This window comes from Halobacillus ihumii (assembly GCF_902726645.1).
GTDB classification, from domain to species: Bacteria; Bacillota; Bacilli; order Bacillales; family Halobacillaceae; genus Halobacillus_A; species Halobacillus_A ihumii.
Genome location: NZ_CACVAO010000001.1, coordinates 4168922 through 4195589 on the forward strand (window position 1 = coordinate 4168922; position 26668 = coordinate 4195589).

Genomic DNA, 26668 nt, shown 5'->3' on the forward strand with positions numbered 1-26668 from the left:
GAATTAACTATTGAATCGGTTCGTGAATCCTTATTTTATGGGTTTTCGAATTCGATTCCTTTTTATTACAAATGCCCAACGTCGGTCGTGACGACGAAAACAATTCGAAGGCAAGGAGGAATAAATAATGACAGTTGAAAACGTACTTGCAGAAAAACAGGAACAAACAGAAAAACCATTTCTTCGTTTGAATCTTCAACATTTCGCTGAAGGTGGCGACGGTGAAGGCGGTGACGGTCAAGCTTCCGACGGGAAGGAAAACACGGATACGACCAAAACCGACGATAAGGACGACGGGAAAGACGACAAGGAACACATGATTCCGAAGCACCGTTTCGACGAAGTAAACAAAAATTATAAGGAAATGAAGAAAGAATTGGATTCTTTCAAAAAGCAACAAGACGAAGCAGAAACGGAACGCCAACGCAAGGAAAAGGAAGAAGCCGAAAAGCGTGGCGAATATGAAAATCTTTACAAGCAAGCGCAAGATGATCTTGAAGCCGTACAAACGGAAAAACAATCCGCCGACGAACGCATTGAAGCGTTGGAAGGTACAATCAACGGTTTACTTGACGCAAAGCTTGAAACTATTGACGAAGATTATCACGACCTGATTCCTGAAAATTTGTCGCCTGAACAAAAGCTTGCATGGGTGAACAATGCGGAACAAAAAGGTCTATTTGGCAATAAAGCGGAAGAACCAGTTGGTGAAAAGACAAATCCGCAAGAAGGTCAAGAAACAAAAGACACAAACAAAATGAACCCTATGGAAAAACTTCTATCGGGATACGGTCGGAAATAATTTTTGGTTGTAACGTAAACAAGTTTTCTTTTTGCGTTGTAAACCTTTTGATTTCGACCAAATAAATCGAAAGGGGGAATGACAAAATGGCTTTATCACTAGCACAAGCAGCGAAGCTATCAACCGATACTTTGCAAGCGGGCGTAATTGAAACATTCGCACGAACTTCACCTGTCCTTGAAATGCTTCCGCAAATGGAGGTTGCAGGGAACTCTTATCAATACAACCAAGAAGATTCACTTGGCGAAGTTGAATTCCGTAAGGTGAATGAAGGTTACACCGAAGGCGGCGGAAGTGTTGTTCAAAAGTCTGACACGCTTTCTATCGTTGGGGGCGACGTTGACGTTGACAAATTTATTGCACGAACACTTGGAAACGTAAATAACCAACGTGCGGTTCAAACGAACTTGAAGGTAAAAGGACTTGCGAAAGAGTTTACGAACAAGTTCTTCCACGGTGACGCTTCCGCAAATACGGGCGAATTCGACGGCTTGAAAAAGCGTATCGCCAATAACGGAAACGAAGTTCAGGCAGGCGGTAAAGCATTAGAATTGATTATGCTTCACGAACTACTTGACGGCGTTGAAGGCGGTGCTGACGCCTTGTTTATGTCGAAAGCAATGCGTCGTGAACTTCAGATTCTATTGCAAGAATCGCCGCACTATATTCAAAACGGAACTGACGAATTCGGTCGTCCCGTCGATTATTTCGGTGATGTTCAAATTCGAACAGTTGAAGACGGTATTCTTCCGTTTGCTAACGGGACGAATTCAAACGAAGGTTCTATTTATGCAGTACGTTTCGGAGCGCAAGAAGCGATTTCAGGTCTAACGAATGGCGGCGTAATGGTCGAAGACTTAGGCGAAATTGATTCCAAACCTGTATATCGTACTCGTATTGAATTCTATTGCGGTCTTGCTGACTTTCACCCGAAAGCGGCGGCACGTCTTGGCGGTGTAATCCGTAAGCAAGACACAACCGCATAATTTGAATAACGAACCAAAGGCGGTTGCGGGTTGATTCCGCTTCCGCCTATTTTTTTTTTATCTCAAAATTAGGAGGGTCTTTCGAATGGCACAACTTAAAGCTTTAAGCACTAATTATAATGCAGTTTATTTTGGATGGGAATTCCGAAACGGCGTTGCTGAAATTCCTGAAGGTGAAGAAGAAAAAGCAAAACGTATTGCACAAGATTTTGGATATGAATTTGTCGAAGATAAACCGAAAAAGCAAACGAAAAAGCAATCTGGAAAGAAAGCCGAAACTAAAAAAGAAGGTGATGAATAATGGCGTGGGATAGTCTTCTAACAATTACGGATACAGTAACGGCGACGGCGACAAGCGACGCAATTGAAGTGAATTCTAGTCAATCCGAACCGCTTGAAATTCGTCTTGACGTTTCCAACGTATCAGGGACTTCACCGATTCTTGATATTGTTGTTGAAGGAAGTGACGACAACGCAACGTTTGAAGAAATTTCCGCAATTCCACAAATTACGCAAGCCGTTGTTGACAAACGTTTTGGCGTTATTACAGACAAGAAATATATTCGTTTGAAATACGAAACGGGCGGAACTTCGCCTTCATTCGACGTTCAAGCGTTGGCACGATAAACAAACGGGGGTGCTATAAATGGCGATTGATTTACAAGCAGCGGAAACCTATTTCACCGAAGAAGTTTTCGAAAATGCTGCATGGGTAAACGCCGACGAACCCGACAAGAAACGGGCGTTGAAAAACGCTTCAAATATTTTGTATCGTTACTATTCGCAATACGACCCTGAAAAACGACCAATTCCGAATCAAGCCGTTTTCGAACAAACGCATTGGTTGTTGAAGATTTCGGAAGCACGAAAGCAAGCCGAAGCAGGTGTCACGTCTTATTCAGTTGACGGAATTTCCGTTTCCCTTTCGCAAGTTGACCGAACTATTGCACCGCAGGCGAAAATGGTGTTGGGGCGTCGTGTTGGACGCTCTATCAGTACAAGGGTCGGCTATATTGATTCAGAATCCAAGTATATCGAAAGGCGCAATCGTCGTGCGGCAAGAGGTTTCGAATGATTCCAACGCCGCATGATATTCAAATTGTAAAGGCTGAAGGGCTTGATATTTGGGGCGACCCGATTGCAGGGGAAACGTTAAACCTGAAGGGCTTTGTTCGTTCGAAGACAACCGTCAATGACCGCACGGAAGGAGAAGACGTTGTTCCTGAATATACGATTCTATTCATTGGATTCGTTGACGTTGTTCATGCTGACGAAGTACGTTTCACCGAACCAAATGGCGAAGTGAAAACCGATCAACCGAACAATATTAAATTCATGCGAAACATTGACGGAAAGGTTTCATTTACGAAGGTGGTGGTCTAATGGCTGACGGAATGAATTTTGACGTGAACGCAAGCAGCTTTCTCACAAAAATGGAAATGGCGGATAAAAACGCAATGGAAGCAGGCGAACAGGGAATGAATGACGTTGTTGACGAATTGATTCGGATTTCTTCAGAAATCACGCCGTTCTATAAAGGAATCCTTCAGAAATCGCATAAACGCAAGGTTCGAAAGACCGCAGGAAACATTGAAGCCGAAGTTTCTTATTCCGTTCTTGAAGGTGATTTCAACTATGCGTTATGGATTCACGAAGGCGTTTATGAACTTGGCGAAGAATCTGAAGCGAAAGGCGGTACAACAGGAATGTCGGGTAAAACGTACCAGGTCGGTCGTAAATATCTTGAACGTCCATTGAAAGGAGAACGTCAAGCATTTTATGACCATATTGCGAAAGTAATGAAAAATAAATTGAGGGGTCGATAATTATGGAAGTTGCCGAAGTTATTTCGTATATGGAAACGGTTGAATCTATCGACTATTATGCGAATCAATTTCCCGAACGTGCGAATGATTGCGCCGTTGTTCGTGTAGAAGGTGGCGAACCGCCGAACCATTATATTATCGGACTGACTTCGCCAAACATTCAAATTATTGTACGGCATAGGCAAGCAAGCGAAGCCGAACGAATTGCCAAAAAAATTTGGAAACATTTTCACGGTCGGGAACATTTCGAAATCGGTTCGTCTTATGTTTACGGAACATTTGCGGAACAAAGTGAACCTATTTATCTTGACCACGACGACAACGGTCGTTCAATTTATTCTATCAATATTGCTTGTAAAGTACGGCAATAGAAGAATTGAACCAAAGAAGGAGGTTTTCGCATGAAAGTAAAATTTATTGAAGTCAAGCATGACGAAATTTTCGTCAAAGATAAAAAGAAAATTAAGGTTGGCGACATTGTTGACCTTCCGAAAGACCGTGCGGAATCTTTTATTGCACGGGGCAAGGCTGAAAAATTCAAAGAACAACCCAAAAAGAAAGAGGGTGAAAACAAAGCATAAGGAGGTTTTGTAGATGGGCGATATTTCGAATGTTCAAATCGGCGTCCAAAATTTAACGTATGGAACGGAAGATTTGGGACACACAAACGGCGGTTGCGAATTTGCTTATGAACCTGAATATACAGACGTCATTGTTGACCTTTACGGAAACACGGCGGTCGATAAATCGCTGACAGGCGAAGTTGTTCGGGTGACTGTACCATTGGCGGAAGTAACCGTTGACAAATTGAAGAACGCAATTCCAACAGGAACGATTGTCGAAGATTCAACGGCAGGGACGAAGAAACTTACGATTGGTTCGCAGGCAGGAAAGCGACTTTCCGAAAATGCACAAGAACTTGTTCTTCACCCTTCATGGTTGCCGACTTCCGACAAGTCACTTAATATCACGCTTCACAAAGCGGTTATCACGTCCGAAGTTACGCTTCCATTCCGTAAAGACGAACAATCAGTTTACGAAGTGGAGTTTACCGCATTGATTGACGAAAGTCGGGATGACGGCGGTCTTCTTGCCACAATTGGCGATACTTCCGTCACTTCAGGTTCAACAACGTAATTTATGACCCGTCCTTGTTTGGGCGGGTTTTCTATTTTAAAGCGAAGGTGATTTGAATGGCGAAAGAAAAACGTCAAGACGATAAACGATTAAAAGAAAACAAGCAGCAGAAAACGGCAATCAATATTGCACGTAAGACGCAAGGAAAATAGGTTCGCAACCTTAAATGCGAAAGGAATCGAATTCGAAAATTTATAAAAGAGGTGTTACGAAATGGAAAAAGCAGTTGGAACGAAGAAAGACGTTATTCTTGGAAACGGTGATACGATTGAGGTTAAAAAACTTCCGCTTGGCGATTACGCACAATTAATGCTTGCGTTGAAAAAACTTCCGAATGGCGTTATGTCTGAATTGTCGGATATTGATACGGAAAATGAAGAACAAATGTTTCAAGCAATGTTCGGATTGTTCGGTGAAGCGTGGGGTCAAGTAATCGAAATCATTTCAATTGGTTCAGGCATTGATAAAGACACGCTTGCGAATGACCCTGAAATTGGTCTTGACGGCGGTGTTGAATTGTTCCTTGCTATTTACGAGGTGAACAATCTTCAAAAGGTGATTGGTCAAGTAAAAAACGTGATGAACCGTCCGACGAAGTAAGTTCGGGCGGTGCTTCCGAAGAAGAATGGCTTTTCGACATTATCCATTTATTCGCAATAAATTATGGTTGGTCGAAACAACAAACGCTTGAAGAAGTTTATCCTGACGAAGTTGAATTTTATCTTAAACGAATCAAGAAGGATGAAGTCAACGACCGAATGACTGAATTGGCGATTGCCCAAAACCCGCATACGCAAGACCCGAACAAATTGGCTACGAAGTTTAAGAAGCAATTGCAAGACGTTGATGGCAAGTCATATTTAGGTAAAGAAAAAATGACAAAAGAAGACGAAAACGACTTGAAGGCTATCGCCCGTAAAATGCGTGAGAATTCTCAAAAACGCAAGGGGGCGTAATGCCTTCTTTTTTATTTGACTATTTTCGGGGGTGTAAATAAATGGCGAAAGCGGGGGAAATCGTTGCAGCGTTAAAACTTAAAGTTGACGAATTCAAACAGGGAATGGACGAAGCAAAATCCGAATTGAATGATTTTTCGAAAACGACGCAAAGGGTCGGCCAAGCAGCAGGCGCAACATTTGCAGCGTTAGGAGTAGCGGCGGCAGGTGTTGGCGCAGCAGGCGCAAAAATGGCACTTGAACAAGAAAAGGCGTTAGATAAAATGCAAGCTGCAACAGGCGCAACGAAAGAAGAAATGAAAGAGTTCCAACAAATCGCAGACAATTTGTTTGCAAATGCAAAAGGGAACTATCAAGATATTTACTCAACGTTGACAAGTATTAAACAGGTTCTTGGACAGACGGGCGAAGAAGCCGAAAAAACCGCTACGCAAGCACTTACGTTACAAAAGGCGTTCGGTTGGGAAGTAACCGAATCTATTCGGGCGGCGGATTCCGTTATGAAGGCGTGGGGTGCAACGTCAACCGAATCTATGGATATGTTTACGAAGTTAGCGCAACAAGCGGGGGATAAATCAGGCGATTTACTAGAAACATTTAACGAATATTCGCCCGTACTAGCTGACGCAGGTATTTCTATGGATACGTTCGCAAGCGCATTGAACGCAGGTATGGCAGCAGGGTCGAAAGACTTCGATAAAATTGCCGATAGTTTGAAAGAGTTTAATGTTAAATTGCACGACGGAACGGCGCAATCAAACGAATTGACAAAAGAATTGTTCGGGTCGCAAAAAGCGGCAGACCAATTTTTCAAAGGTGTCGCAAACGGTTCAATCACAGGTGACGAAGCGTTACAAAAGGTTGGGTCACGTTTGTCAAAGATTGATAACAAGACGAAGCAAAACCGTTTGGGTGTCGCCTATTTTGGTACTATGTGGGAAGATTTGGGAAGTGACGCCGTACTTGCTATGTCGCAAGCGGAAAACGGTTTGAAAAACGTCAAAGGCGCAACCGCAAGGGCGGGAAAAACGCTGCAAGACAACTTACTCACGAAGATTACGAAAATCAAAAATGAGTTCATGTTATGGGCGAAACAAATGGGAAAACGAATGCTTCCGCAATTAAATTCATTTGCGAATTGGGTCATGAAGAATATGCCCGCAATCAAAGCGACGTTGACGGCGGTATTCGGGACGATTGGAAAAGTCGTCGGAACGACCGCAAGTATTTTCGGGTCAATCCTTTCGTTCATTTGGAAAAACCGAACGGCGTTTGCGGTACTTGCAGGCGTACTGACGGCGGTTGTTATTCCTGCAATGCTTGGCTTTATCGCACATGCGGCGATTGTAAAGGCGAAAGCGTTGGGCGCACTTATCGTTAGTACGGCACGAATGATTGCATTTAACTATGCGTTAGGGCTTTCTTATCTTGCTGCATATGCGCCTATGCTCTTAATTGTCGCAGGGATTGGGCTTATTGTCGGTGCATTTATTCTATTTTCGAAATACGGTGACGTTATCATTGCGAAGCTGAAGAAAATGGGCTTCAACATGGAAAGCCTTCGTTCGATTATTACGAAGGTACGGACGAAAATCATGCAAATGTGGAAGGCTTTCCAACAAACGAAAGTCTATGCAGTCATTTCGAAAATTATCGGAAGTTTGGTCAATAAATTTGTTGACCTATATAAAGCAATCAAGAAAGCGATTATGACGGGTGACTTTACACCGTTATTAAATGCAGTCAAACAATTGATTCCGCAAATTATCGCATTTCTGATTGGCGGTATTCCACGATTGATTATGATGGGACTTACTTTATTTTCAAGTCTTGGCGACGGGGCGCAAAAAGCAATTCCGAAGCTATTGACGAAGGTTGTCCAAATCATTACACGGTTGATTCAACAATTTGTGTTGTATTTGCCGAAAATCATTCAGTTAGGTATCCGTCTTCTTATGACCTTAATTAACGGAATTCTAAAGGCGTTACCGTTTATTTTAGGTGCGGTGACAAAGGTTATCAATAAACTTGTTGCCATGATTACGTTACTATTGCCGAAAATCATTCAAATGGGTATTAAAATTCTTATGACGTTGATTGATGGAATTGTTCGGATTTTACCGCAATTGATTACGGCAGCTATTAAATTAATTACAACGATTATTCAAACGTTGATTAAGTTGCTTCCGAAAATCATTCAGGCAGGAATCAAAATTTTAATGGCGTTGATTGACGGTATTATTCAAATTTTACCGCAATTGATTCAGGCGGCGATTACGTTGATTTTAGCGATTGCCGACGCACTCATTCGGAATTTGCCGACTATCATTCGGGCAGGTATCGACATTTTACTTGCATTGATTGACGGCATTATTCAAATTCTTCCGCAATTAATTTCGGCAGCTATTAAGCTGATTTTCGCCATTGTGGACGCTCTTATTCGAAATCTTCCTGCAATCCTTTCCGCAGGTGTCGAAATCATTTGGGCGTTGATTGACGGAATTCTTTCGATTATCGGTCAAGTTGGTTCCGCAGCATGGGACATTGCAAAAGAAATTCTCAATACGATTTCTGATATTAATTTATTAGACGTCGGAAAGGACTTGATTCGTGGTCTATGGAACGGAATTAGTGATATGGCAGGTTGGATTTCTGGAAAACTTTCAGGTTTTGCGGGTAACGTACTCGGCGGAATCAAAGATTTCTTCGGGATTAATTCACCTTCCCGTGTGTTCCGTGATGAAATTGGCGTAAACTTGATTAAAGGTTTACAAATCGGTATCGAAAGGGTTGCGAAACTTCCGAAAAAATCAATGGCGAATGTTGCTGAAAGCGTACTTGGAAGCGTTGATTCCTTGAAGAAAGCATTTATCGGCATGAACGGAATGCAGATTTCCGCACCGCAAATTGGCGGATTGTCTTCAGGAAGGGTTGATTTTAGCGACTTACCTGACGGTGGAAATGGTAACGGAAACGGCGGAACGAACTATAATGCGCCGCTTGTCAACGTTGAACGGATGGAAACGAATGATGAACGGGACGTTCGCAATGTATCGAAAGAATTATACAACTTGCAGCGTAATCAAGACCGTTCACAAGGGGGGCGATAATTTATGAACGGATTCACGTTCGACGGCGTTCATTCCGATAGTTTGAACGTCGTTGTCAACAAAAAGAATATTCCAATGACGCCGCCTATTTCGAACAGGTTTCAAGAAATTAAAGGTTTCGACGGGGCATGGGATTACGGAATGTCCTATGACCCCCGTGAAATCGAAGTCGAATGTACGATTTTCGGCGACGGAACTTCGTCAATGAAAAATAATGCACGAAGGTTTGCAAGCGTTTTGAATCCACGGAAAGGAACGAAAATGATTATATTCGACGACGAACCTGACAAATGTTATTTCGGGCGGGTTTCGAATCAAATTCCGCTTGAACAGGTCGGGCAAATGGGAACATTCACGATTCAATTCACATGCGCCCAAATGCCACACACTTACGGCGTTGACCTTCGTGTTGGGACGTATTCAACCGTATTCCCCGTTACTCATAACGGAATGTATGTTGCAAAACCAACGTTGACCATTACGCATAATGGCGGTGACGGTGCGGTTTCATTGACACGAAACGACGGAAACACGTTGACCCTTACGTTTTCAAGTGATTCGCCTGCAAGTGTTTACGAAATTGATTGTATTGAAAAGACTATGGTCGAAACAGGTTCGGCAGCTTATCAATATGTTTCGGGCGATTGGTTCGAAATGGACGAAGGCGAAAACACTTATGAAGCAAGCGGAAACGTTGCGGAAGTAACATTCGAATTTCGTGATACGTGGCTATAAAACTTTATATTGTCAAACTTTCATTTGGTTTAATTGTCAAATGGAAGACAACGAACGCCTTCCTTCGGGAAGGTGTCTTTTTTATTATCTAAAAATTGGAGGTGCGACAATGGCAACAGAAAAAGCGTTGTTTACGGATACAAAAGATTTCCGTTCAATTGACCTTCCGAATTTCCCTATCAATCCTTATATTTATTACAACGGAAATTCTGACCCTGATTTTGGTCTTGAAACCGAATCAACGTTTGAATGGCTTGACGCAAGTCGTCCAACAATTGTTTCGGGCGCAAGGGGTCAAGCAGCAGAATTGAACGGGTCAACGGCGAATTGGAAAGACGTGGGTATTCCCGCTTCAAATAAACTTATGGTTTCGTTATGGATAAAACCAACCGAAAACGACGTTTCGGCGTTGTTCGCTATTCCTGCAACGAACAGGGGTGACGGTTACAATAACGCAGGTCTTCACGTTGCATTAAACTATGATTCAAATTACGGTTTTTCAATGTTAAACGTAAGGGTTTACGGTGCAACAACTTCCGTCAACTTATATTCAAATGGTTCGGCTTACGGAAGGGGAAAACAGGCGTTTGAAGCGAATAAATGGTATCACATTTGTTTAGTATGGGACGCAAACGCTTCCGATTGGGCGGTAAAGGCTTATGTCAACGGCGAATTGATTCTATTCACAAGCGGAAACCCTGACGCTTCAGGCGGCTTTCCAAACTCTTTTTCAGTCGGTCAAATGATTACGGCAGGTTATCCGTTCGAAGGTTCAATTGACGACGTGATTTATTGCGTTGGCGAAGACGTTTGGACTGAAACGCAAATCAAAAATTATTATAACAATATTTCGAATGGTCGCTATCTGGATTATGAAACGGAAGAAGGTTCGCTTCGACTTGGAACGGCGATAAATGGCGACTATACCGCTACGCCGCAAACGTGGCTTTCTCCAATTGTTGATTTAGGCGAAGGCGGCTTGACGGATTACGGAAAAGTTCAATCGAATGTTGCGTTATCTAACGGAACGAATGTTGAAATTGAATATCGAATGAGTAACGACGGAACGACTTTTGACGCATGGAAAGCAACCGACGGCGGTGGTCTTGTAACAGAAACCGACAAACGTTATATACAAGTTCGGGCAACGCTAACGTCGGATTTCGTTGCAAATACGCCTATCCTTGACGAAATTCAAATTCTTGATTTCGAAGAGAAGAAACGAATTTCGCTGGTTGATAAACCGCTTGAATTGTTCTTCGACCTTGAAGGCGGTCTTGTACCAATGGGCGATTTTCAAAACGCCTATGACCTTATTATCGAAGAAAAAATTAATGCTGAAGATATTTTGACGTTCAAGCTTCCTTATAACGACCCGAAGCGTAAACAAATCGGCGACGACCCCGTTGAAATGCGTGTCGTTATTGGAAACCGTCATTATATCGTGAAGGAAACGAAAACCATTCGAGGGAAGCAAGGCGCAATTCATGTTGAATTCATTTGCGAAGCCCTTTGGACGGAACTTCGTGAATGGAACGTTGCAGACTATGAAGTTGTCGAAGTGAACGCATATACGGCGGTTGAACAGGTCTTTTCGAATGTGTTTTACGAAGAAGGCGACCCGCTTATTGATTGGAAAATTGGTCGTGTTCAATCGGACGGAAGGAAACGAACACTTCGAAAGGATTGGGGAAACGTTCTTGAATTGCTTCAGGAAGTTCGAAAGATTTGGGGCGGTGAATTGTTGTTCGATACGGAAACGAAAACCGTTAGCTTGTTGAATCGTATTGGCGAAGACAATGGCGTTCGTTTCTATTATCATAAGAACCTTGAAGAAATCGAACGGCAGGTTGACACGTATGACCTTGTAACACGAATTTATCCAATTGGAAAAGGCGAACTTAATATTACGACCGTAAACAACGGCGTTCCTTATCTCGAAAATTACGAATGGGTTGAAAAATTAAACCTTCGTAAAAAGGTTCGAACTTACCGTTGGAAAGATTCACGTTATACGATTCCCGAAAATTTAATGTCTGACGGCGAAAAAATGCTCGAAGAAATGTCGAAACCAACAATGAAATACACGACAAAGGTTCACGACCTTTCGACGCTATCGGGACACGAACACGAAGCGTATCAATTAGGCGATTCGGTTGCGGTTGTCGATAAAGATATGATTGACGAAGAATTGCCGCAAAGGGTTGTTCGTCGTAAATGGGACGTAAGGAAACCCGAAAATTCGGACGTTGAACTTTCCGAACCGCAAAAAACGTTGGCTGACGTTCAAAGCAGGGCTATTGACGACCGTCTTCAGGAATTAGAAGCGAACGACCCGCTTTCACAAACGGACGCCCAACAAATGACCGTATTTAACCAACTGTTAAATTCACGGGCTGACGAAGGTATTAATTCCGATTGGATTGAGGTCGGGACGAAATTCGCAATTGCAAATTCAGGATTTTCGGGTGATTGGTCGTTTGTGGTCACGCCAAACTTTGACGAAACGGCTTCCATTACGCAAGAAGTCGCAGGGGTCGCACACCGTTCAACTTATACAATTTCGGCAGCAGTCGCAACCGAAGGCGATATTGTACGGGGTGGAAGTGAAGACGCCTTTGTTGGAATCAAAATAAACGTTTACTATGACGACGACCCTGAAGTTCCTGAAACGCATTACTTGGGGATTCCTGACGTAACAGACGAATAAAAAAGGAGGTGCGGAAATGGCAGTTACAACGAATAGTTTTCGAAACATGGCAAAACAAATTGATACTGACCCAACCCGCAGGATTCAAAAAATAGAAATTTCACTAGAAGCGACGGATTGCGGAAAACCTGACGATTCGTCGTTTTCAGGTGAACCGAAAGTTTATTTAACCGACGTTATGCTGCAAGGCGGAACGGTGGCAACGTCGTGGGTCGGTCATGTATCCGAAATTCAATGGTCGTTGGGTAACGTATGAGCCAACTTCCAACGCTTCAAGATTGGATTCGATTTAATGGCACGTTTGAAGCCGACCCAAATCGCCAGGTGCAAAAAGTCGAATTCGAAGTTGAAGTCAATGACGCCGTTTCGTCAACGGACGGAATCGACCGAAAACCCGTTTATTTTACCGACATTCAGTTTCAAGGCGGTCGGCAGCTTACGGGTTGGATTCCGAACACAAAAGAAATGATGAAACAATTGAAATGGACGGACGACGAAAATATAAACGTTGCAAGCCCGAATGAATTTGAAGCGAATCCGCCGCAAGTGTTCACCGACGTCAAAAAGCGTTGGTTTAACATTATGGGTCGTGGTCATAGAACGGTTATTGTTCCGAATTATCTTCCTGAAGATTGGTCGGTTCCTATTCTTCCGACGGGTCTTGATATTACGCTTTACCCGAAAGAAGATTTCGACCTTTGCCGCATTTCAACGAATGCAGGCGCAAAGATTCCTGAAGACGAATGGCATTATAAACCTATTATCGAAGAATACCGTCAAAAGGCGGAAAATGGCGGTTTTGCCGAAAACCAAAATAAAGAATTGGTCGAATCAATGTTCGTTGAACATCCGCTTCATTATCGCTATACAAGGGAAATGTGGTTCGACGGAGCGGCAGCAGGAACAGAAATAAACGTTCATGCGAATACAAGGGTCGCAAGGGTCGGAAATGAACACGTTGATTTGATTCAGGAAGAACCGATAAATATAAACGGTTACGACTACCCCGTTCAAATTGACGGGAATAAATTTCTTCTTGCACCAAAAGGTTCGACCCGTTTTCGTATTGAGTTTTATAAACAAAAAACGCTTGAAATTATAACGAAAGATGACGACGGAAACAAAATTCGAAAGCAATACAAATATTTAGAAGACGTGGGCATTGGTTATTACGGATATGCGTCATTTTTTCAATGGACGCACGGTCGTTCACGTTACTAATTCAAAGGGGGTTTGATTATGGAAAACAACAATCGTCGCTTGCTTACGTGGTCATTCATGGGACGAAGCGAAGACGACGCATTTCACCGTTCATTACGAAACTATCATGACCAAATTTATTCGATTGGTCTTCACGAATTCGGCGTTGATAGCGAAGGGAAAATTTACGACTATTCAAGCGGCGGATATTATTTTGACGACGTGAACGGTTCGCTTTCTCATACGGGCGTTCGTATGCCTATTATTCTGGAAAACGACATGATTGAATACCCTGATTTGAATTGGCATATGCAATTTATTATTCCGTTCGATTGGGCGACGGTCAAGGACGTTCTTTCGAATGATGTTACGAATTCGGCGGGACGTTTACCGCAGGAACAATTGATTCTTGAATTGAATGCGATTGTTGACGTTTACAAGTCTTCACGTAATTCAGGAACGCCGTTGAATATGGTTGGAATCGAAATTGACTTCGAAGGTTCTATGACAAGCGACCCGAACGCACAAGGTTACGACCAACGCTATATTCAATTATTAGAGCGAATCAAGAACGAAGTATGTATTCCGAAGGGTAAACGTCTTCGGGTGAATTCTTATGGTATGTGGGGCAATTCAACGCCTTATTACTACCGTTTCCACAACTATAAATTATTCGCCGAATCAACCGATATGAACGGAAATCCAACGTTGGACGAATTGCAATGTATGACGTATGACTTTCATTGGGGCGGAAGTTCCGCAGGTGCTTCAACGCCTATTTGGTGGCTTACGGACGTTTGTGAATGGATTGAAGAAGCGATTGGACAAAACCCTAACGCCGCATTGAAAAAAGAAAATGTTTACGTTGGTGCGGCTGCATATGGTCATAGGTGGGGAATGCACGACGAAAGTGTTGTCGAAGCGGGTACAACTATCACCTATTTACAATTGCTAGATTGGCAGAATGGTCGTTATAAACATTATCAACGTATTCAAAAAGACGTAGACGGCGACGGCACGGACGAAACGGTTTTTCAATATTCACCGCAAGATTATCTTTATTTTGCGGCTGAAGAAGACGGCGAATCGTTAAATGAAGTTATGTATCCACATGTTTACGATTACTTCGAACCTAAATACGTTGATATAAAGGAGCATAACGGCGGTACTTCAACCGCTACGATTGGCGAATATAACCGTGTTGAATATGCGACTTCCTTTTCGAAACAACAAATGCCGGTATGGACGAATGTTCACGACATTGCGAATATTCCTGACAATGTAAGCGGCAAGGCGTTCGCAGTCAATCCGCCTGAAGGTGTTGGCGATAAATCACCCTATTCCGAACGAAGGCAATACGACCCGAACCTTGACCCTGATACGTTAGACTTCAATCACGTTGTCAAAACGGTTGATGGAACGGACGAAGTTTTCGTTGGATACGAATTCGTTCACCGTATTTGGTCGCCGAATAGCGACGGAACGGCTTGTTTACAAGAACAAGTTCCTGAAGGTTTGGTCGAATATAACGTAAATGTTCCCGCTTCAGGTGATTATCAAATTGTGGCGATAACTTCTTTTTCATGGTATGACCAAATGACCCTTGTTGGAAACGTGAACAGTACAAATTTTACAATAGGGGGCGGAAATACCGAAGAATGGTATCCTTTCGTTTTGAATGGTTCGCATTGGTACGATTGCGGTACGTTTACATTAAACGAAGGGTCGAACACAATCACGGTTGACGGTGCGGGAAGTACCGAATTCACCCCGATTTTTGGTTTTGTCGTTTGTGACGCCTTCGACCAAAATTATTCAGGCGGCGAACTTATGTTAAATTCGAATCTTCAACCGTTAAAAAAGAAATCATCCGACGACTTCAACAAGGACACGAACGGAAATACGATTCTTCCAAAGAACGCTGATTTTCCGACGAAAATGGCATTGGCGGCGAAAATGCTTCGACGTGACGCCCGTCCCGCTATTTTATGGGAAGACAACTTTCAATCTTATTATGATAGCGAAAGGGCTTTTAATGACGAACCGCAACCGCAGCTTCAAGATACAACCTATTATCGTGAAGCACAAAGAGGTTATACGGTGCAAGGTCAAGGCGACAATCTTGGAACCAACGAAAACGGCGAAAAGATTTGTTATTCAGACCCACGAAACGTCGGTTTCACAACAGGAAGTTGGCAAATTATGAACGAATCAGGTTCGATTGTTCTTGATTACAATGATTCCGCTTCGTCGCAGTTAGTTCTTGCGAAAAAATGGGAAGGAAACATTCAAATTGAAGCGACCATGCAAATCATTAGCGGAAGCAAAGCGGGAATTCGTTTAATGGCACAAAACGAAGGAAGTGTCGCCGACGGTTACGCATTCCGTGTTGACCTTACACGTAATTATTCATTCACTAATAGCGCAGGTCAAACGGTAACAGGAACAGGGGTCACGGAATTAGTTCTTGAAGAAGACACGTACAACGCCGAAACGGATAGTTGGGAATACACCGAAACAATTGTCGCCCGCCAACCGCTTTTAAATGTAAGCGAAGGTGACGAAGTAACATTCACCGCAAAAAATCTTGGCGAACAATGTGTTCTTTACGTTGACGGCGTTCAAGCATTCGTTGAAGATAATTCCACAATCGAAGGCGAAAACCTGACGAAAGTATTCGTAAATAACGGTGACGTTGACCCTGCAAGCGGCAATGTAACGTTGCAACGAACTTCAGGGGCTTGCGGTCTTTACGCATGGGACGCACACATTCAGGCGACATTGTTGGGAATTTCCACGCTTGACCGTTGGGAAACGTTGGAGAAATTCGAAGTCGAAGTTGACGGCGAACGTCGTGAATATGGGCGTATTGCCCGAAGCGGTTATGATTACGACAAATACGGTTATTTGATTTATTCAGGACTTGACGAAACGGAAACCCGTGACGAAGCACCGTCTGAAGATGGTACGACCGACCGTGACACGGATACAACGGATAAAGAACTTGTTTATGAATCCGAAGTTTCGCTTGACTACGAAATAACCGTTGACGGGTGGAATTCTTGGCAAGGCGACAAAGAAATAAAAGTTATTCTGAAGGACGCGGGCGTTTGGTTCGGTCAAATGCTAATTGGCGACCGTGAAGGAATGTCGGTCATGTGGGTCGGTGACGCTCAATCGTTCTTACGCACTATGAATATTGCGGTCAATGATTTTGGATTGAAAGGCGTCGGTCTTTGGACAATGGGTTATGAAGACCCACGAATGTTCGAAATGATTCCGAAAGTTAAACCGAAATATCGTTTATAAAGGGGGATAGTCGAAATGTTCAATGAAGTTCTAATTGCGGAAGCGGCGAAACAAGGCGTTTGGGCTTTGTTATACGTCGCTTTATTTGCGTACACGCTGAAAGAAAATCGGCGTCAACAAGAAATTGCGAAGGAACGGGAAGACCGTCTTCGGAGCGAATACCACGAAGTTCGTCGGGAAAGTTTGGAACGTGAAAACAAGTTGACGGAATTTATTACGACCATTTCGCAGCAGTTCGAAAGGCTTGCGACAGGGGTCGAAAAGTTGACGGAAGACGTTGACGAAATCAAGGACGAATTGCATTTACGAAATGAAGTAAAGAAACAACGCCAAGAATGGCGAAATAATAATGAACAAGGGGGTAATGAATAATGATTGAAATGGCATTGATTGTTGCGGTGATTACGGCGGTAGGCGAAGGATTAAAGAAAGCGGGGGTTCCTGCTAACTATATGCCAATCGCTTCCGTTGGTCTTGGACTTGTCGCAGGGTACTTTTTTATTGGCGGGGCGATTGAAGAACGTTTATTCTATGGCGTCGCCGTCGGTCTTGCTGCAAGCGGATTTTTCGACCTTTCGAAACTTCCAATCTTGAACAAAGAAAATAATAAGTAATGAGGTTCGCCCGTTTGCGTTTTCATACGTTTACGGGCGTAATCTTTTTTAATTGTTTACTTGTATAAAAATTTTCATTTTGGTAATATTATAAATGTATTCAAATAGAAGTGTAATCCAATATACTGTAATAACTTAAAGGGGGAAATTTGAAAATGGCTAAAAAACCGTTTTCAGTTAGGGTAGAAGGGAATGTTGTAAAAAGATTTAAGGCATTGGCAACCGTGAAGAATATTGATAGCGCAACCATGCTTTCAGAAATGCTTACAAACGAAGAAGGTAAATTAAACGAAGAAGAACACAAAGCATTTTTACAATTAATGAACATATGGAAAGAAGATTGATTAAATAAATAAACTAATATTATTTAATAGAACCATATACTAATTTAAATATTTTTTACTAAAATTCTAATACAAAAAATAATTACTTAAATTAATAGAGTGAAATAGGCGTCTTCCTTCGGGAAGGCGTCTTTTTTTGTGTATTAATAGAATAGCAAACGTTTGTTCGTATGTAAAGAGAACGAAAAACTTTTTTAATTTAGGTGTCACAAAAAGGGGGTTGTGAAGCTACACGTTACAACGAAAGCAAATACAAATGGGAATTGCGTTTTCCTTCAGGGTTACGCAAAAATGTGTTGCTTGGAATTCCGAAAATGTGACGCATTCCCGACAAAATCGAAGGAGGAATTTTCATTGTCAAAAAATCTTTTCGTCAAATTGGATATTGAAACATTGCAGCAGGGTCGAATCAAATCGTTAGGAATCGACAAGTTTGCGATACTTGCAGCGATTTCAACATTCGCCAATAGCAAAGGTGAAGCGTTCCCGTCGCAAGACAAGATTGCGGAAATGGTCGGGTATTCACGTCGAACCGTCGTAACAAAGTTGAAAGCATTGACTGAAACGGAAATTGACGGTGAAAAGGTGATTCGTATTGTTCAAGAAAAAACGGCGAAAGGACGCCGTAACAAATATATCATTTCGCCCGTTGTCGGTTTCACTTTCGGTGTGAAATCTGACGCAACCAATGTGAAACAGTCTTCACAAGGGGGTTGTGAAACAGCTATTGCACAAGAACTAGAAAAAGAATTTGAACTAGAACCAAGTAACGAGAACCAAGAACAAGATAATATTCTTTTCAAGAATGCGAAAGACGTTGTGAATTATTTCCGCAACAAATATTTCGAAACCTATGAATCAACGTATCAACCGAATTGGGGTCGTGATTCCGCAATGATTAAGAATAAATTGTTGTCGAATTACACGGATGAAGAAATAAAGACGATTCTGGACACGGTTTTCGCTCAATACGACAAACGTTGGGCAAACGGTCAATTTCCACGCCCTACAATTGGTCAAATTTGTTCATGGCTTGCGAATAAAGCGTTAGGCGTTGCGAAGTATTCCGAACAGGAAGAAGCGAAAGTTGAAGCGGAATCGGAAAAATATGATTACGACGATTCCCATTATGACGCACTTCTTGACGAATTAGATTAAAAAATTATTGTTACGTGTCACAAATCGAACTTACGGAACTACACGTTTGGGTGAAAGTAAAGAAAACAAAAATTCAAAGGGAAGGTGATTATTAATGCAAGATTTAGTAATGATGGTGATTGGCGTACAAATGGAAGAAAAGATGACGGAAAAGGATGTTTTCAATCGTGTTGAAGCGGCTGAAACAGATTCCGAAAAGTTTGACATTGTAAGAGAAACTGAAAGTGACGTTTTCGACGTTATTGGTGACGTATTCAAGAGCGAAGACGAACTTCCGCCCGAAGGTATCGAAGCGAAAGACGAACTTACGAAAGCGGTTCTTGAAAATCAATACGAATATTTCAATCTATCAACGCCGTTCAACAATGGCGACACATTGGACACGTTGAAAGAACGTAACGGAATCGCACTTCGATAAAAAGACGAAAGGGGGTTCACGGCATGACGCTTGAACACAAATGTTTACTAGCCGAATATTGTTCGAAAGCAGGCAATCCGACATTTTGCAACCCCCTTTGCTTCCCGTTTACGAGAATGCACGGGGTCAACGGTGACGGCGGTCTTCTTGCCGTCGCCAATATCCCCAACAAATATAAGAATGCGACGATTCAAAACTTGCCTTTCGAAGAATCCAATCCGAAGGCATTTTTAATTACGCAAAAATACGGGGCAAAGGTTGTTGAAAAGGTTGACGAAGGTGTTGGATTGTATTTTTTCGGCGTACCAACGAAAGAGAATTCGAAAGGAACAGGAACGGGAAAAACGACGGCAGCAATTGCGCTTGTCATTGAATACTTGCGACAACGAAGCATTCTTGAAGCGAAACAAGAACGTTCTATCAATAACGAACCCGCCTTCTTTATGAAAATGGCGAAATTCCAAAACGTTTATTCTTCGCAATTTAGCGGTTCAACCGAAACGAAGGAAGCAAACGGCGACAAATATCAAGCATTGAAACGCAAAATGAAAAACGTTGACTTGCTTGTTCTTGACGACATTGGTCTTCGTGGAATGACTGAAGCGTTCACGACTGAAGTTTACGAAATCATTGACGAACGTGAAACGGAAGAACGGGCGACAATTTTCACTTCAAACACGCCTGACGACCGAATTCATGAATACGTCGGTGAACAAGTCGCTTCACGAATCGAAGGCATGACCCACGCAATTCCATTCAAAGGAAAAGACAATCGCAAGAAGTCGTTATAAACGAAAGGGGGTTCGACTTCATGGTTGAAGAACAAATTATTTCGAAAATGTTAGATAATAACGACGTTCATTCCGTACTGAAGTACAACGTCAACAAGGACGACTTCAAGCGATTGGACGACGTTTTTGAATATATTGTTGACTATCGAAAGCAATACGGGGCTTGCCCAAACGTTGAAACGGTAGTTTCTGAATTTGACGATTTTGAATATCAAGAAGCCGTTCATGAACCGTTCAAAGGTCTTTCGGCACGTTTGAAAAAGCAATCGGCAAAACGTCAAGCATTCGAAATGCTGCAAATGGAAGCGAAGACGAAATACAAGGAATTAGACGGTGACGAATTCGTTTTGTGGCTTGGCGAAAGAACGAAACAAATTGAACGTCAAACGTCAACCGAATTTTCGGCGGGAACTAACTTCGCAATTAATGGACAAGAACGAAAAGAACGGTATGAAGAAGCGAAAGAAACCCGAACACACCGATATATTCCCCTTCCATATAACACGTTGAACGAAAAAATGACGGGCATGGAATTAGGTGATTACGTTCTTTTAATGGCTTATACGAACAGGGGTAAAAGTTGGATTGCGACGGATATGGGTCGGAAAGCTTGGCGAAGTGGATTCGGCGTCCTCCATTACTCACCCGAACTTTCGAAATCACAACAAGAATCACGTATTGAAACGATAGACGGAAAATTTGTCAATTCGGATTTACGCCGTGGGCAATTGGAAAACGAAGAAGAATATTACGCTTACTTGGAGCAATTCGAATTATCTGAAGAAGAACAAACGCCCTATATCGTGAAGACAATGGAAGACTTGCCGCATGGATTGACGCTTGAAGCGATAGAAGCCGACCTTGAAATGAATCCGAATATTTCGTTGGCAATTATCGACGGTTTCAACCTTATGACGCATAAAGGCGGAGGTTCGAACCGTGACGCAATGTCCAATACTTCACGAAAAATAAGACAATTGTTCGCCCGTTACGGTGTAACCGTTCTTCTCGTACACCAAACGCCAACGTCGGCGGAAAAAGAAAACAAGGAAGACGACGAAGAAGGCGCAAGACTTGTGAAGCCGCCAACCGTTGACCAATATTCCGAAACAATCGCCGTTGTTCAAGACGCTGCAACCGTTTTGACTTTCGACCAACATGACGGAATAGGAAAACTACTTGTTGCGAAATGCCGTGAACCTGCCGTTGGTGAAGTCGTTGACTTGCATTGCGATTTTAACCGTGGATATATTGGCGAACCTGACTTGACCGCACGTTTTTAGAATGCGGTCTTGTTTTTTATGAAGGGGGAACAATTATGATATTGATAAGGGGAAAAGAACTTCCAATCAACGTCAAAGCTGAAATTGAATCGTTTGATTGGGAAAAACCGAATTGGAAGGAAGAAAGATTGATAGCTTGTTCACCGTTCCGTGACGAAACACACCCGTCATTCGCCGTAAATCTTGAAAATGGAACGTTCATTGATAGCGGAAATGACGACGAACAATGGCGCAAAGGGAACTTCGTCAAATTGCTTTCTTGGATACGTCGGGAATCGTACGAAGAAACGGAAGAATATCTTCTTGCAATGTATTCGCCTGATTACGGCGATATTGAAAACTTCGAATTGAACTTTGACGATTGGAAAGCGGCGGAGGTAAACAAGCGAATTTTCGACCGTTCCGAATTGAAACCGTATCTTTTCAAGCACCCTTATTTGGAAAGGCGGGGCGTTCCGTTCAACGTCCAACGGGCGTTTGAAGTGGGTTACGAACCTGAAACGAAATCAATTGTTCTTGTATGGCACGATATGAAAGGGAACGTTATTTCGTGGAAGCACCGAAGCGTTCATTCAAAGGCGTTTTGGTACGTGAAAGGCGGTCAACCTATTCGAAATCATTTGTATGGCATTCATTGGGTCGTTCATAAAGGAAAAAAAGAAGTTTGGATTGTGGAAAGCGAAATTGACGCTTTGACATTGTGGGCAAAAGGAATTGCGGCGATAGCAATAGGAACTTCGAACCTGACGAAAGCAAAACGGGACATTATATTGAAATCGGGAATTGAAACGTTGATTATCGCAACGGATAACGACAAGGCAGGCGAAAAGGCAAGGAAATCAATAATTGATAGGCTTGGCGGTCTTGTTGACTTATACGAAGTCGATTGGTCAAACGTTCCTGAAGAACTGACGGATATAAATGAAGCCCGTGAGCATATAGACGGAATGAAAATTGTGGAATTAAATGCCTTCGAATGGTAATCATTCGGGGCTTTTTTAATGCCTTTTTCCATGTAATACCAACGTTTTTGAGACTTCCGTTGTGATTACGTGCTTAATTGTTTACGTTTATATGTATTCGTCGTATAATAGGTAACACACAACAAACAAAGTGGCAATTTTAGGGACTTCAGGGAAATCGGCACAACAAAAAACCTTTACGAAAGATTCTTCTTCCGTAGGGGTTTTCTATATTTTTATGCCTATAACGTAAACATGTTTTCATTTAAAAAAGTTTTCGATTATGTGTCACAAATCAAGTTTACGTCGCAACACTTCTTCCCGAAACGACCGAAAGCCGCAATTCAAAATTTCGAAAGGTTGGATTTAAAAATGGAACGTAATCAAAATCATTGGACAAAAGTTGAAGGTTTGGCGGTGGCTTATTACAACGAAACGAATGAATTTATCCGTGAAGACATTCTCGTTGAATTAGTCGAAACAATGAAAGGTTATGTTGACGTTTGTTCAAGCAATGCGGTCAACCGTGCAACCGAAACAGGCGTTGAACTACCGCACGAAGATTTTTATTCCGCATTCTATGAATCTATTTGGGCAGCACTTGAAGCGTTTGAACCAACGAAAGGAAAGTTCAAGTCAATTGTAAGTTTTCGTTTCCGAATCGCTGAAGCGGGCGTATGGCGCAAGTATCAGACGAAAGGCAATGAAGACGACAAGGACGGAAAATCATACGCTTCCGCACGTTGGGATTCGCTCGACGCACCCGTTGGAAACGGTGAAGAAGGCGAAACAACACTTGCCGACGTTGCCCTTGAAAGTGTTCCAAGCGTTGAAGAAACGGTTGTTGAAGACGGAGAAAACGAAGCGGTTGAAATCATTCGTGAGTACGCAAAGCAAAATGAACGCTATGCGAAAGTAATCTTTTTCTTGTTTCAAGGTTACGAAGGCGAAGACCTTGCGGAAAAGCTTGGATATGAAGAATATGACGCCAACCTTCGCCAATTGGTCAAACGTTCCAAACAGTCATTTGCGAAATTTATGGAAAAGCGGGCGGCGTAAAAACCCCCGCTTGCGGTACGTTTCTAACAAAAAGAAGGGGGGTTTTAAATGGGCGTTATTTTAGGACGTGGTGACGAAGCAAAAGAAGCAATTAAAAATCAAGGTGGAGGTCTTGACCTGAAGAAAGCGTTCGTTCGCTTGAAGGCAGGGGAAAGCCGTAAGGTTCGTGTTCTATCCGCAAGGGATTACGTTGCGTACAAAGGGCATACCCACTTCACAAACGGAATTTTCACGCAACCATGTATTCACGTAGCAGGCGAACGTTGTCTTCTTTGCGAAGCTGCAAATTATGAAGGCGAACTTGTTGGCGGTCTGATTGGTACGACTAAAACGCAACAAGGCGAAACGGTTTCCGAATGGGCGGGAATGTACGCCAAGAAACGGGTATTGTTCGCATTTGTTGACCTTGAAGAAGGGGCGAAAGACGACGACGGAAATCCTGAAGGAATGCTTCGTGTTTTCGACGCTACAAAAAATCAAAGCGACAATCTGATTGCAAATATTGACGATTATGCCGACGAACTCGAAGACGTTGCTTTCACTCTGAAACGAACAGGCGAAAAGAACGAAACGACTTATTCGTTAAATCCGATTATGCCGAAGAAAATGACGGAAGTTCAAGCGACCTTCGATAAATGGGATGGCAAAGAAGTTCCCGACAAAACGTTCGAACAAGCACTTCAGGAACGAACAACCGAAGAACAAGCGAAGGAATTGCAAAAAGCAGGATTCCCCGTCAAGGACGCCTTGGGTTACGAAATTACTGAAGTCGCAAAAGATAACGAGAGCGAATCCGAGGGTGACAAGAACGAAGACGCAGGCGAACCGATTGACGAAGGTGAAGATGACCCAACAAAAGACTTTTAAGAGAGGGGCGGCGATTGCCGTCCTTTTTTGTTGTATCTGTCACAAATCGAAGGAAATTCGCAACACTCCTTATTGATTACTAATGAAACGGGGGTCTTTTATGGACGAAAGTCAACTTGAATTGGATTTTGACGAATGGGAATCCGTAACAACCGAAGAAATGGAAGAACGGAGAAAAGAACGGTTGAAGGAAACGAAGGAGAAAAAGAAGGCTTCGCAAAAATCGCCTGACGAACTTTGGGAAGAAGTATTTTCACGTAAAAACACGCCAAAAGATGAAGAAAAGCTTCGCATGACTTATTCGGCGTGGAAAGCGGGTGAAATTGAAGCCCGTGCGAAGATAACGAAAGCCGAAGCCCTTCGAATGTATGCCCGTCTTATGGAAGTCAAACGGGAAGAACATTTGAAGCAAATGGTCGAAGAAACGCCCGACAATTATCACTTGATTCAAACGGAAGATGAATTGCGTTGGATTTGTGAAATTTGGGGAACGGAAGATTTGGTTGGATTGGATACGGAAACCGACGGCTTGGACATTGTTCACGGCGACAACAAACTTGTCGGTCTTTCGATTTCATTTCCAAACGAAGACGTTCATGTTTATATTCCGACCCGTCACGAAGAAGGCGACCAATTATCGACCGAATATGTTATGAAGCAGTTGAAACCGTATTTGGAAGATAAGCACAAATTGAAGGTGCTTCACAACGCCAAGTTCGACGCACATGTTTTTTCAATGGAAGGCGTTCGACTTCGTGGAATCAAGATGGACACAATGCTTGCAATGTGGGTTTTAAATGAAAACGAACCAACGTTCAAGTTGAAAGACCTAACGAACAAATATGCGAAAATACTTGGCATAAAAGCCGAAAATGATACGTTCAAAGATTTATTCGGCAAAGCGACATTTGACACAATTCCGCTTGACGTTGCGCTTGTTTATGCTGCAAAGGATACGGCGTTGACCGTTAAAATGTACGCATTTATCGAAAAGCAATTCCAACGAAACGACCTGAAGCAAATTCGAAAGTTGTATTACGAAATAGAAAATCCGTTGCTTGACGTTTGTATTGATATGGAAGAAAGCGGCTTTCTATTGAATAGTACGAAGGTCGATTCCGTTCGAACCGTTTTAAAGCGTGACGAAAAGAAAGTTGAAAAAGAACTTAAAGCGGAATTAGGTGATATTAATTTCAATTCGCCTGACCAATTGCAAAAAGCGTTATTTGAAGACAAAGGTCTTCCCGTTATTGCTAAGAACAAAAGCGGCGCACCGAAGACCGATAAACCAACGCTGAAGAAATTGGCGGAGCAATACGAGATTGCGGAAAAACTTCTTGAATATCGGAAAATATCAAAATTGTTGTCGTCGTTCATTGACAAGCTGCCTATTTTGGTTAAATCGACAGAGCGTGTTTACGGGCAATTCAAACAAAACGGAACGGATACGGGGCGTTTTTCTTCAAGCGACCCGAATCTTCAACAACTACCGCCGAAAGCACGAACAATTTTCCGTGCGCCTGATGGTCGAATTATTATCGGTTCCGACTTCAGTCAAATCGAACCCCGTGTATTGGCGCATATAACAGGCGACGAAGAACTTCAACGCCCATACAAAGAAGGTTACGACCTTTATTCAACGTTGGCGTCGAAAACGTTTGGCGTTCCAATGGAAGAATGCGGCGACGGTTCAACGTATCGGAAAATGATGAAAACGGGATTACTTGCGGTTATGTATGGAACGTCAATGTGGACGCTTGCAAGTCAACTTGAAATTTCCGTTGACGAAGCTGAAAAATTCATCCAAGACTTTTATGACGCTTATCCAACCGTGAAAGAATGGATTGCGTCAATTCACGAATTGGTAGCGGAACAAGAATTCGTTGAAACCATGTATGGACGTAAACGACGTTTCCCTGACCATGCACAAGACGCAAAACTTTTGAAAAAGCTTCGTAAGGAAGCAAGTGAACGTATGGGTGGCGACGAAGTTCCCGAAAACATTTGGGACGTGAAAAAGCGTCTTCCGTACAAATTCAAACGCAAGATTCACGACGTAAATAAACGTGTTTCAAGGGTACAACGCCAAGCGGTAAACGCAATTATTCAAGGTTCGGCGGCGGATATTATGAAAATCGCAATGATTCGCCTGCATGAACTGACGCTTTATCGAAATGATTGGCTTGTTGTTGGAACGGTACACGACGAAGCACTTTTCGAAGTTCCTGACGATATTACGGAAGACGAAACAGAATTGATTGAAAACGCAATGACAGGCGCAACGGAATTAAATGTTCCGTTAAAGGTTGACGTGGCATTCATGCACGAATGGGGCGAAGAAACTTCAAAAGACGAATGGTTTGCGGCGGCTTAATTGTCGCCGTTTTCCTATTTAACGATA

The 26668-nt window shown here is 42.6% G+C and carries 29 protein-coding genes; all 29 read left to right on the top strand.

From position 1 onward, the window contains the following. The first annotated feature begins 127 nt into the window (after nucleotides 1-127). The 29 genes from G6R08_RS20870 to G6R08_RS21010 all read left to right on the top strand — a co-directional run bounded on the left by G6R08_RS20870 (nucleotide 128) and on the right by G6R08_RS21010 (nucleotide 26641). Entirely contained in the window at nucleotides 128-802 is a 675-nt protein-coding gene (locus G6R08_RS20870) for a hypothetical protein (RefSeq protein ID WP_163530872.1), read from the top strand. An 86-nt stretch (nucleotides 803-888) separates the two neighbouring features. Further along, nucleotides 889-1788: a major capsid protein gene (locus tag G6R08_RS20875; protein ID WP_163530874.1), complete on the top strand. Its 900-nt coding sequence runs from the start codon at nucleotides 889-891 to the stop codon at nucleotides 1786-1788. Nucleotides 1789-1873: 85 nt separating this feature from the next. Beyond that, nucleotides 1874-2089: a hypothetical protein gene (locus G6R08_RS20880; RefSeq protein ID WP_163530876.1), complete on the top strand. Its 216-nt coding sequence runs from the start codon at nucleotides 1874-1876 to the stop codon at nucleotides 2087-2089. Then, nucleotides 2089-2415 carry a hypothetical protein gene (locus tag G6R08_RS20885; RefSeq protein ID WP_163530879.1) on the top strand — a complete coding sequence of 109 codons (327 nt, stop codon included), beginning with the start codon at nucleotides 2089-2091 and terminating at the stop codon, nucleotides 2413-2415. The genes G6R08_RS20880 and G6R08_RS20885 overlap by 1 nt, the downstream gene beginning before the upstream one ends. A gap of 19 nt (nucleotides 2416-2434) precedes the next feature. Next, the gene (locus G6R08_RS20890; protein ID WP_163530881.1) at nucleotides 2435-2863 is read left to right on the top strand and encodes a hypothetical protein; all 429 of its coding nucleotides are present in this window, start codon (nucleotides 2435-2437) and stop codon (nucleotides 2861-2863) included. Beyond that, entirely contained in the window at nucleotides 2860-3171 is a 312-nt protein-coding gene (locus G6R08_RS20895) for a hypothetical protein (protein ID WP_163530883.1), read from the top strand. Before G6R08_RS20890 ends, G6R08_RS20895 begins: the two co-directional genes overlap by 4 nt. Continuing rightward, nucleotides 3171-3614, top strand: coding sequence for a hypothetical protein (locus G6R08_RS20900; RefSeq protein WP_163530885.1), 444 nt, complete (start codon nucleotides 3171-3173; stop codon nucleotides 3612-3614). Before G6R08_RS20895 ends, G6R08_RS20900 begins: the two co-directional genes overlap by 1 nt. 2 nt (nucleotides 3615-3616) lie before the next feature. Next, nucleotides 3617-3985 (top strand): minor capsid protein, encoded by a 369-nt coding sequence (locus G6R08_RS20905; RefSeq protein ID WP_163530887.1) that lies wholly within the window; start codon nucleotides 3617-3619, stop codon nucleotides 3983-3985. Nucleotides 3986-4015: 30 nt separating this feature from the next. Beyond that, on the top strand, nucleotides 4016-4195 hold the full coding sequence (locus G6R08_RS20910; protein ID WP_163530889.1) for a hypothetical protein: 180 nt from the start codon (nucleotides 4016-4018) through the stop codon (nucleotides 4193-4195). A 13-nt stretch (nucleotides 4196-4208) separates the two neighbouring features. Continuing rightward, nucleotides 4209-4751 (top strand): hypothetical protein, encoded by a 543-nt coding sequence (locus tag G6R08_RS20915; protein ID WP_163530891.1) that lies wholly within the window; start codon nucleotides 4209-4211, stop codon nucleotides 4749-4751. 213 nt (nucleotides 4752-4964) lie between these two features. After that, on the top strand, nucleotides 4965-5351 hold the full coding sequence (locus tag G6R08_RS20920; protein ID WP_163530893.1) for a hypothetical protein: 387 nt from the start codon (nucleotides 4965-4967) through the stop codon (nucleotides 5349-5351). A gap of 158 nt (nucleotides 5352-5509) precedes the next feature. Then, a complete protein-coding gene (locus tag G6R08_RS20925) occupies nucleotides 5510-5707 on the top strand; it encodes a hypothetical protein (RefSeq protein WP_163530895.1) in 198 nt (65 codons plus the stop codon). Nucleotides 5708-5748: 41 nt separating this feature from the next. Beyond that, the gene (locus G6R08_RS20930) at nucleotides 5749-8817 is read left to right on the top strand and encodes a phage tail tape measure protein (RefSeq protein ID WP_163530897.1); all 3069 of its coding nucleotides are present in this window, start codon (nucleotides 5749-5751) and stop codon (nucleotides 8815-8817) included. Between the two features lie 3 nt (nucleotides 8818-8820). Next, nucleotides 8821-9552: a distal tail protein Dit gene (locus G6R08_RS20935; protein ID WP_163530899.1), complete on the top strand. Its 732-nt coding sequence runs from the start codon at nucleotides 8821-8823 to the stop codon at nucleotides 9550-9552. Between the two features lie 109 nt (nucleotides 9553-9661). After that, a complete protein-coding gene (locus G6R08_RS20940) occupies nucleotides 9662-12262 on the top strand; it encodes a phage tail spike protein (RefSeq protein ID WP_163530901.1) in 2601 nt (866 codons plus the stop codon). A 16-nt stretch (nucleotides 12263-12278) separates the two neighbouring features. Further along, nucleotides 12279-12518 (top strand): hypothetical protein, encoded by a 240-nt coding sequence (locus G6R08_RS20945; RefSeq protein ID WP_240339791.1) that lies wholly within the window; start codon nucleotides 12279-12281, stop codon nucleotides 12516-12518. Continuing rightward, nucleotides 12515-13483 carry a hypothetical protein gene (locus G6R08_RS20950; protein WP_163530903.1) on the top strand — a complete coding sequence of 323 codons (969 nt, stop codon included), beginning with the start codon at nucleotides 12515-12517 and terminating at the stop codon, nucleotides 13481-13483. The genes G6R08_RS20945 and G6R08_RS20950 overlap by 4 nt, the downstream gene beginning before the upstream one ends. A gap of 18 nt (nucleotides 13484-13501) precedes the next feature. Further along, complete coding sequence (locus tag G6R08_RS20955) at nucleotides 13502-16771, top strand: hypothetical protein (protein ID WP_163530905.1); 3270 nt, start codon at nucleotides 13502-13504, stop codon at nucleotides 16769-16771. 15 nt (nucleotides 16772-16786) lie between these two features. Beyond that, nucleotides 16787-17143, top strand: coding sequence for a BhlA/UviB family holin-like peptide (locus tag G6R08_RS20960; RefSeq protein WP_163530907.1), 357 nt, complete (start codon nucleotides 16787-16789; stop codon nucleotides 17141-17143). Further along, a complete protein-coding gene (locus G6R08_RS20965) occupies nucleotides 17143-17385 on the top strand; it encodes a hypothetical protein (RefSeq protein WP_163530909.1) in 243 nt (80 codons plus the stop codon). The genes G6R08_RS20960 and G6R08_RS20965 overlap by 1 nt, the downstream gene beginning before the upstream one ends. Nucleotides 17386-17540: 155 nt before the next feature. After that, a complete protein-coding gene (locus G6R08_RS20970) occupies nucleotides 17541-17729 on the top strand; it encodes a hypothetical protein (RefSeq protein WP_163530910.1) in 189 nt (62 codons plus the stop codon). A 354-nt stretch (nucleotides 17730-18083) separates the two neighbouring features. Next, a complete protein-coding gene (locus G6R08_RS20975; protein WP_163530911.1) occupies nucleotides 18084-18887 on the top strand; it encodes a helix-turn-helix domain-containing protein in 804 nt (267 codons plus the stop codon). A 94-nt stretch (nucleotides 18888-18981) separates the two neighbouring features. Continuing rightward, the gene (locus G6R08_RS20980) at nucleotides 18982-19305 is read left to right on the top strand and encodes a hypothetical protein (RefSeq protein WP_163530912.1); all 324 of its coding nucleotides are present in this window, start codon (nucleotides 18982-18984) and stop codon (nucleotides 19303-19305) included. A 23-nt stretch (nucleotides 19306-19328) separates the two neighbouring features. Continuing rightward, nucleotides 19329-20096 (top strand): ATP-binding protein, encoded by a 768-nt coding sequence (locus G6R08_RS20985; RefSeq protein ID WP_163530913.1) that lies wholly within the window; start codon nucleotides 19329-19331, stop codon nucleotides 20094-20096. Nucleotides 20097-20116: 20 nt separating this feature from the next. Further along, entirely contained in the window at nucleotides 20117-21379 is a 1263-nt protein-coding gene (locus tag G6R08_RS20990) for a DnaB-like helicase C-terminal domain-containing protein (protein WP_163530914.1), read from the top strand. A gap of 35 nt (nucleotides 21380-21414) precedes the next feature. Beyond that, nucleotides 21415-22362, top strand: coding sequence for a toprim domain-containing protein (locus tag G6R08_RS20995; protein ID WP_163530915.1), 948 nt, complete (start codon nucleotides 21415-21417; stop codon nucleotides 22360-22362). 351 nt (nucleotides 22363-22713) lie between these two features. Further along, nucleotides 22714-23400: a BacL2 family protein gene (gene bacL2, locus G6R08_RS21000; protein ID WP_163530916.1), complete on the top strand. Its 687-nt coding sequence runs from the start codon at nucleotides 22714-22716 to the stop codon at nucleotides 23398-23400. A 48-nt stretch (nucleotides 23401-23448) separates the two neighbouring features. Next, the gene (locus G6R08_RS21005) at nucleotides 23449-24267 is read left to right on the top strand and encodes a hypothetical protein (protein ID WP_163530918.1); all 819 of its coding nucleotides are present in this window, start codon (nucleotides 23449-23451) and stop codon (nucleotides 24265-24267) included. A gap of 100 nt (nucleotides 24268-24367) precedes the next feature. Beyond that, nucleotides 24368-26641 (top strand): DNA polymerase, encoded by a 2274-nt coding sequence (locus G6R08_RS21010; protein ID WP_163530920.1) that lies wholly within the window; start codon nucleotides 24368-24370, stop codon nucleotides 26639-26641. Nucleotides 26642-26668: the final 27 nt, after the last annotated feature.

Bases quoted from the DNA above. Each gene is read 5' to 3' on its own strand.
- G6R08_RS20870 (WP_163530872.1), top strand. From the start codon at position 128: ATGACAGTTGAAAACGTACTTGCAGAAAAACAGGAACAAACAGAAAAA.
- G6R08_RS20875 (WP_163530874.1), top strand. From the start codon at position 889: ATGGCTTTATCACTAGCACAAGCAGCGAAGCTATCAACCGATACTTTG.
- G6R08_RS20880 (WP_163530876.1), top strand. From the start codon at position 1,874: ATGGCACAACTTAAAGCTTTAAGCACTAATTATAATGCAGTTTATTTT.
- G6R08_RS20885 (WP_163530879.1), top strand. From the start codon at position 2,089: ATGGCGTGGGATAGTCTTCTAACAATTACGGATACAGTAACGGCGACG.
- G6R08_RS20890 (WP_163530881.1), top strand. From the start codon at position 2,435: ATGGCGATTGATTTACAAGCAGCGGAAACCTATTTCACCGAAGAAGTT.
- G6R08_RS20895 (WP_163530883.1), top strand. From the start codon at position 2,860: ATGATTCCAACGCCGCATGATATTCAAATTGTAAAGGCTGAAGGGCTT.
- G6R08_RS20900 (WP_163530885.1), top strand. From the start codon at position 3,171: ATGGCTGACGGAATGAATTTTGACGTGAACGCAAGCAGCTTTCTCACA.
- G6R08_RS20905 (WP_163530887.1), top strand. From the start codon at position 3,617: ATGGAAGTTGCCGAAGTTATTTCGTATATGGAAACGGTTGAATCTATC.
- G6R08_RS20910 (WP_163530889.1), top strand. From the start codon at position 4,016: ATGAAAGTAAAATTTATTGAAGTCAAGCATGACGAAATTTTCGTCAAA.
- G6R08_RS20915 (WP_163530891.1), top strand. From the start codon at position 4,209: ATGGGCGATATTTCGAATGTTCAAATCGGCGTCCAAAATTTAACGTAT.
- G6R08_RS20920 (WP_163530893.1), top strand. From the start codon at position 4,965: ATGGAAAAAGCAGTTGGAACGAAGAAAGACGTTATTCTTGGAAACGGT.
- G6R08_RS20925 (WP_163530895.1), top strand. From the start codon at position 5,510: ATGACTGAATTGGCGATTGCCCAAAACCCGCATACGCAAGACCCGAAC.
- G6R08_RS20930 (WP_163530897.1), top strand. From the start codon at position 5,749: ATGGCGAAAGCGGGGGAAATCGTTGCAGCGTTAAAACTTAAAGTTGAC.
- G6R08_RS20935 (WP_163530899.1), top strand. From the start codon at position 8,821: ATGAACGGATTCACGTTCGACGGCGTTCATTCCGATAGTTTGAACGTC.
- G6R08_RS20940 (WP_163530901.1), top strand. From the start codon at position 9,662: ATGGCAACAGAAAAAGCGTTGTTTACGGATACAAAAGATTTCCGTTCA.
- G6R08_RS20945 (WP_240339791.1), top strand. From the start codon at position 12,279: ATGGCAGTTACAACGAATAGTTTTCGAAACATGGCAAAACAAATTGAT.
- G6R08_RS20950 (WP_163530903.1), top strand. From the start codon at position 12,515: ATGAGCCAACTTCCAACGCTTCAAGATTGGATTCGATTTAATGGCACG.
- G6R08_RS20955 (WP_163530905.1), top strand. From the start codon at position 13,502: ATGGAAAACAACAATCGTCGCTTGCTTACGTGGTCATTCATGGGACGA.
- G6R08_RS20960 (WP_163530907.1), top strand. From the start codon at position 16,787: ATGTTCAATGAAGTTCTAATTGCGGAAGCGGCGAAACAAGGCGTTTGG.
- G6R08_RS20965 (WP_163530909.1), top strand. From the start codon at position 17,143: ATGATTGAAATGGCATTGATTGTTGCGGTGATTACGGCGGTAGGCGAA.
- G6R08_RS20970 (WP_163530910.1), top strand. From the start codon at position 17,541: ATGGCTAAAAAACCGTTTTCAGTTAGGGTAGAAGGGAATGTTGTAAAA.
- G6R08_RS20980 (WP_163530912.1), top strand. From the start codon at position 18,982: ATGCAAGATTTAGTAATGATGGTGATTGGCGTACAAATGGAAGAAAAG.
- G6R08_RS20985 (WP_163530913.1), top strand. From the start codon at position 19,329: ATGACGCTTGAACACAAATGTTTACTAGCCGAATATTGTTCGAAAGCA.
- G6R08_RS20990 (WP_163530914.1), top strand. From the start codon at position 20,117: ATGGTTGAAGAACAAATTATTTCGAAAATGTTAGATAATAACGACGTT.
- G6R08_RS20995 (WP_163530915.1), top strand. From the start codon at position 21,415: ATGATATTGATAAGGGGAAAAGAACTTCCAATCAACGTCAAAGCTGAA.
- bacL2 (WP_163530916.1), top strand. From the start codon at position 22,714: ATGGAACGTAATCAAAATCATTGGACAAAAGTTGAAGGTTTGGCGGTG.
- G6R08_RS21005 (WP_163530918.1), top strand. From the start codon at position 23,449: ATGGGCGTTATTTTAGGACGTGGTGACGAAGCAAAAGAAGCAATTAAA.
- G6R08_RS21010 (WP_163530920.1), top strand. From the start codon at position 24,368: ATGGACGAAAGTCAACTTGAATTGGATTTTGACGAATGGGAATCCGTA.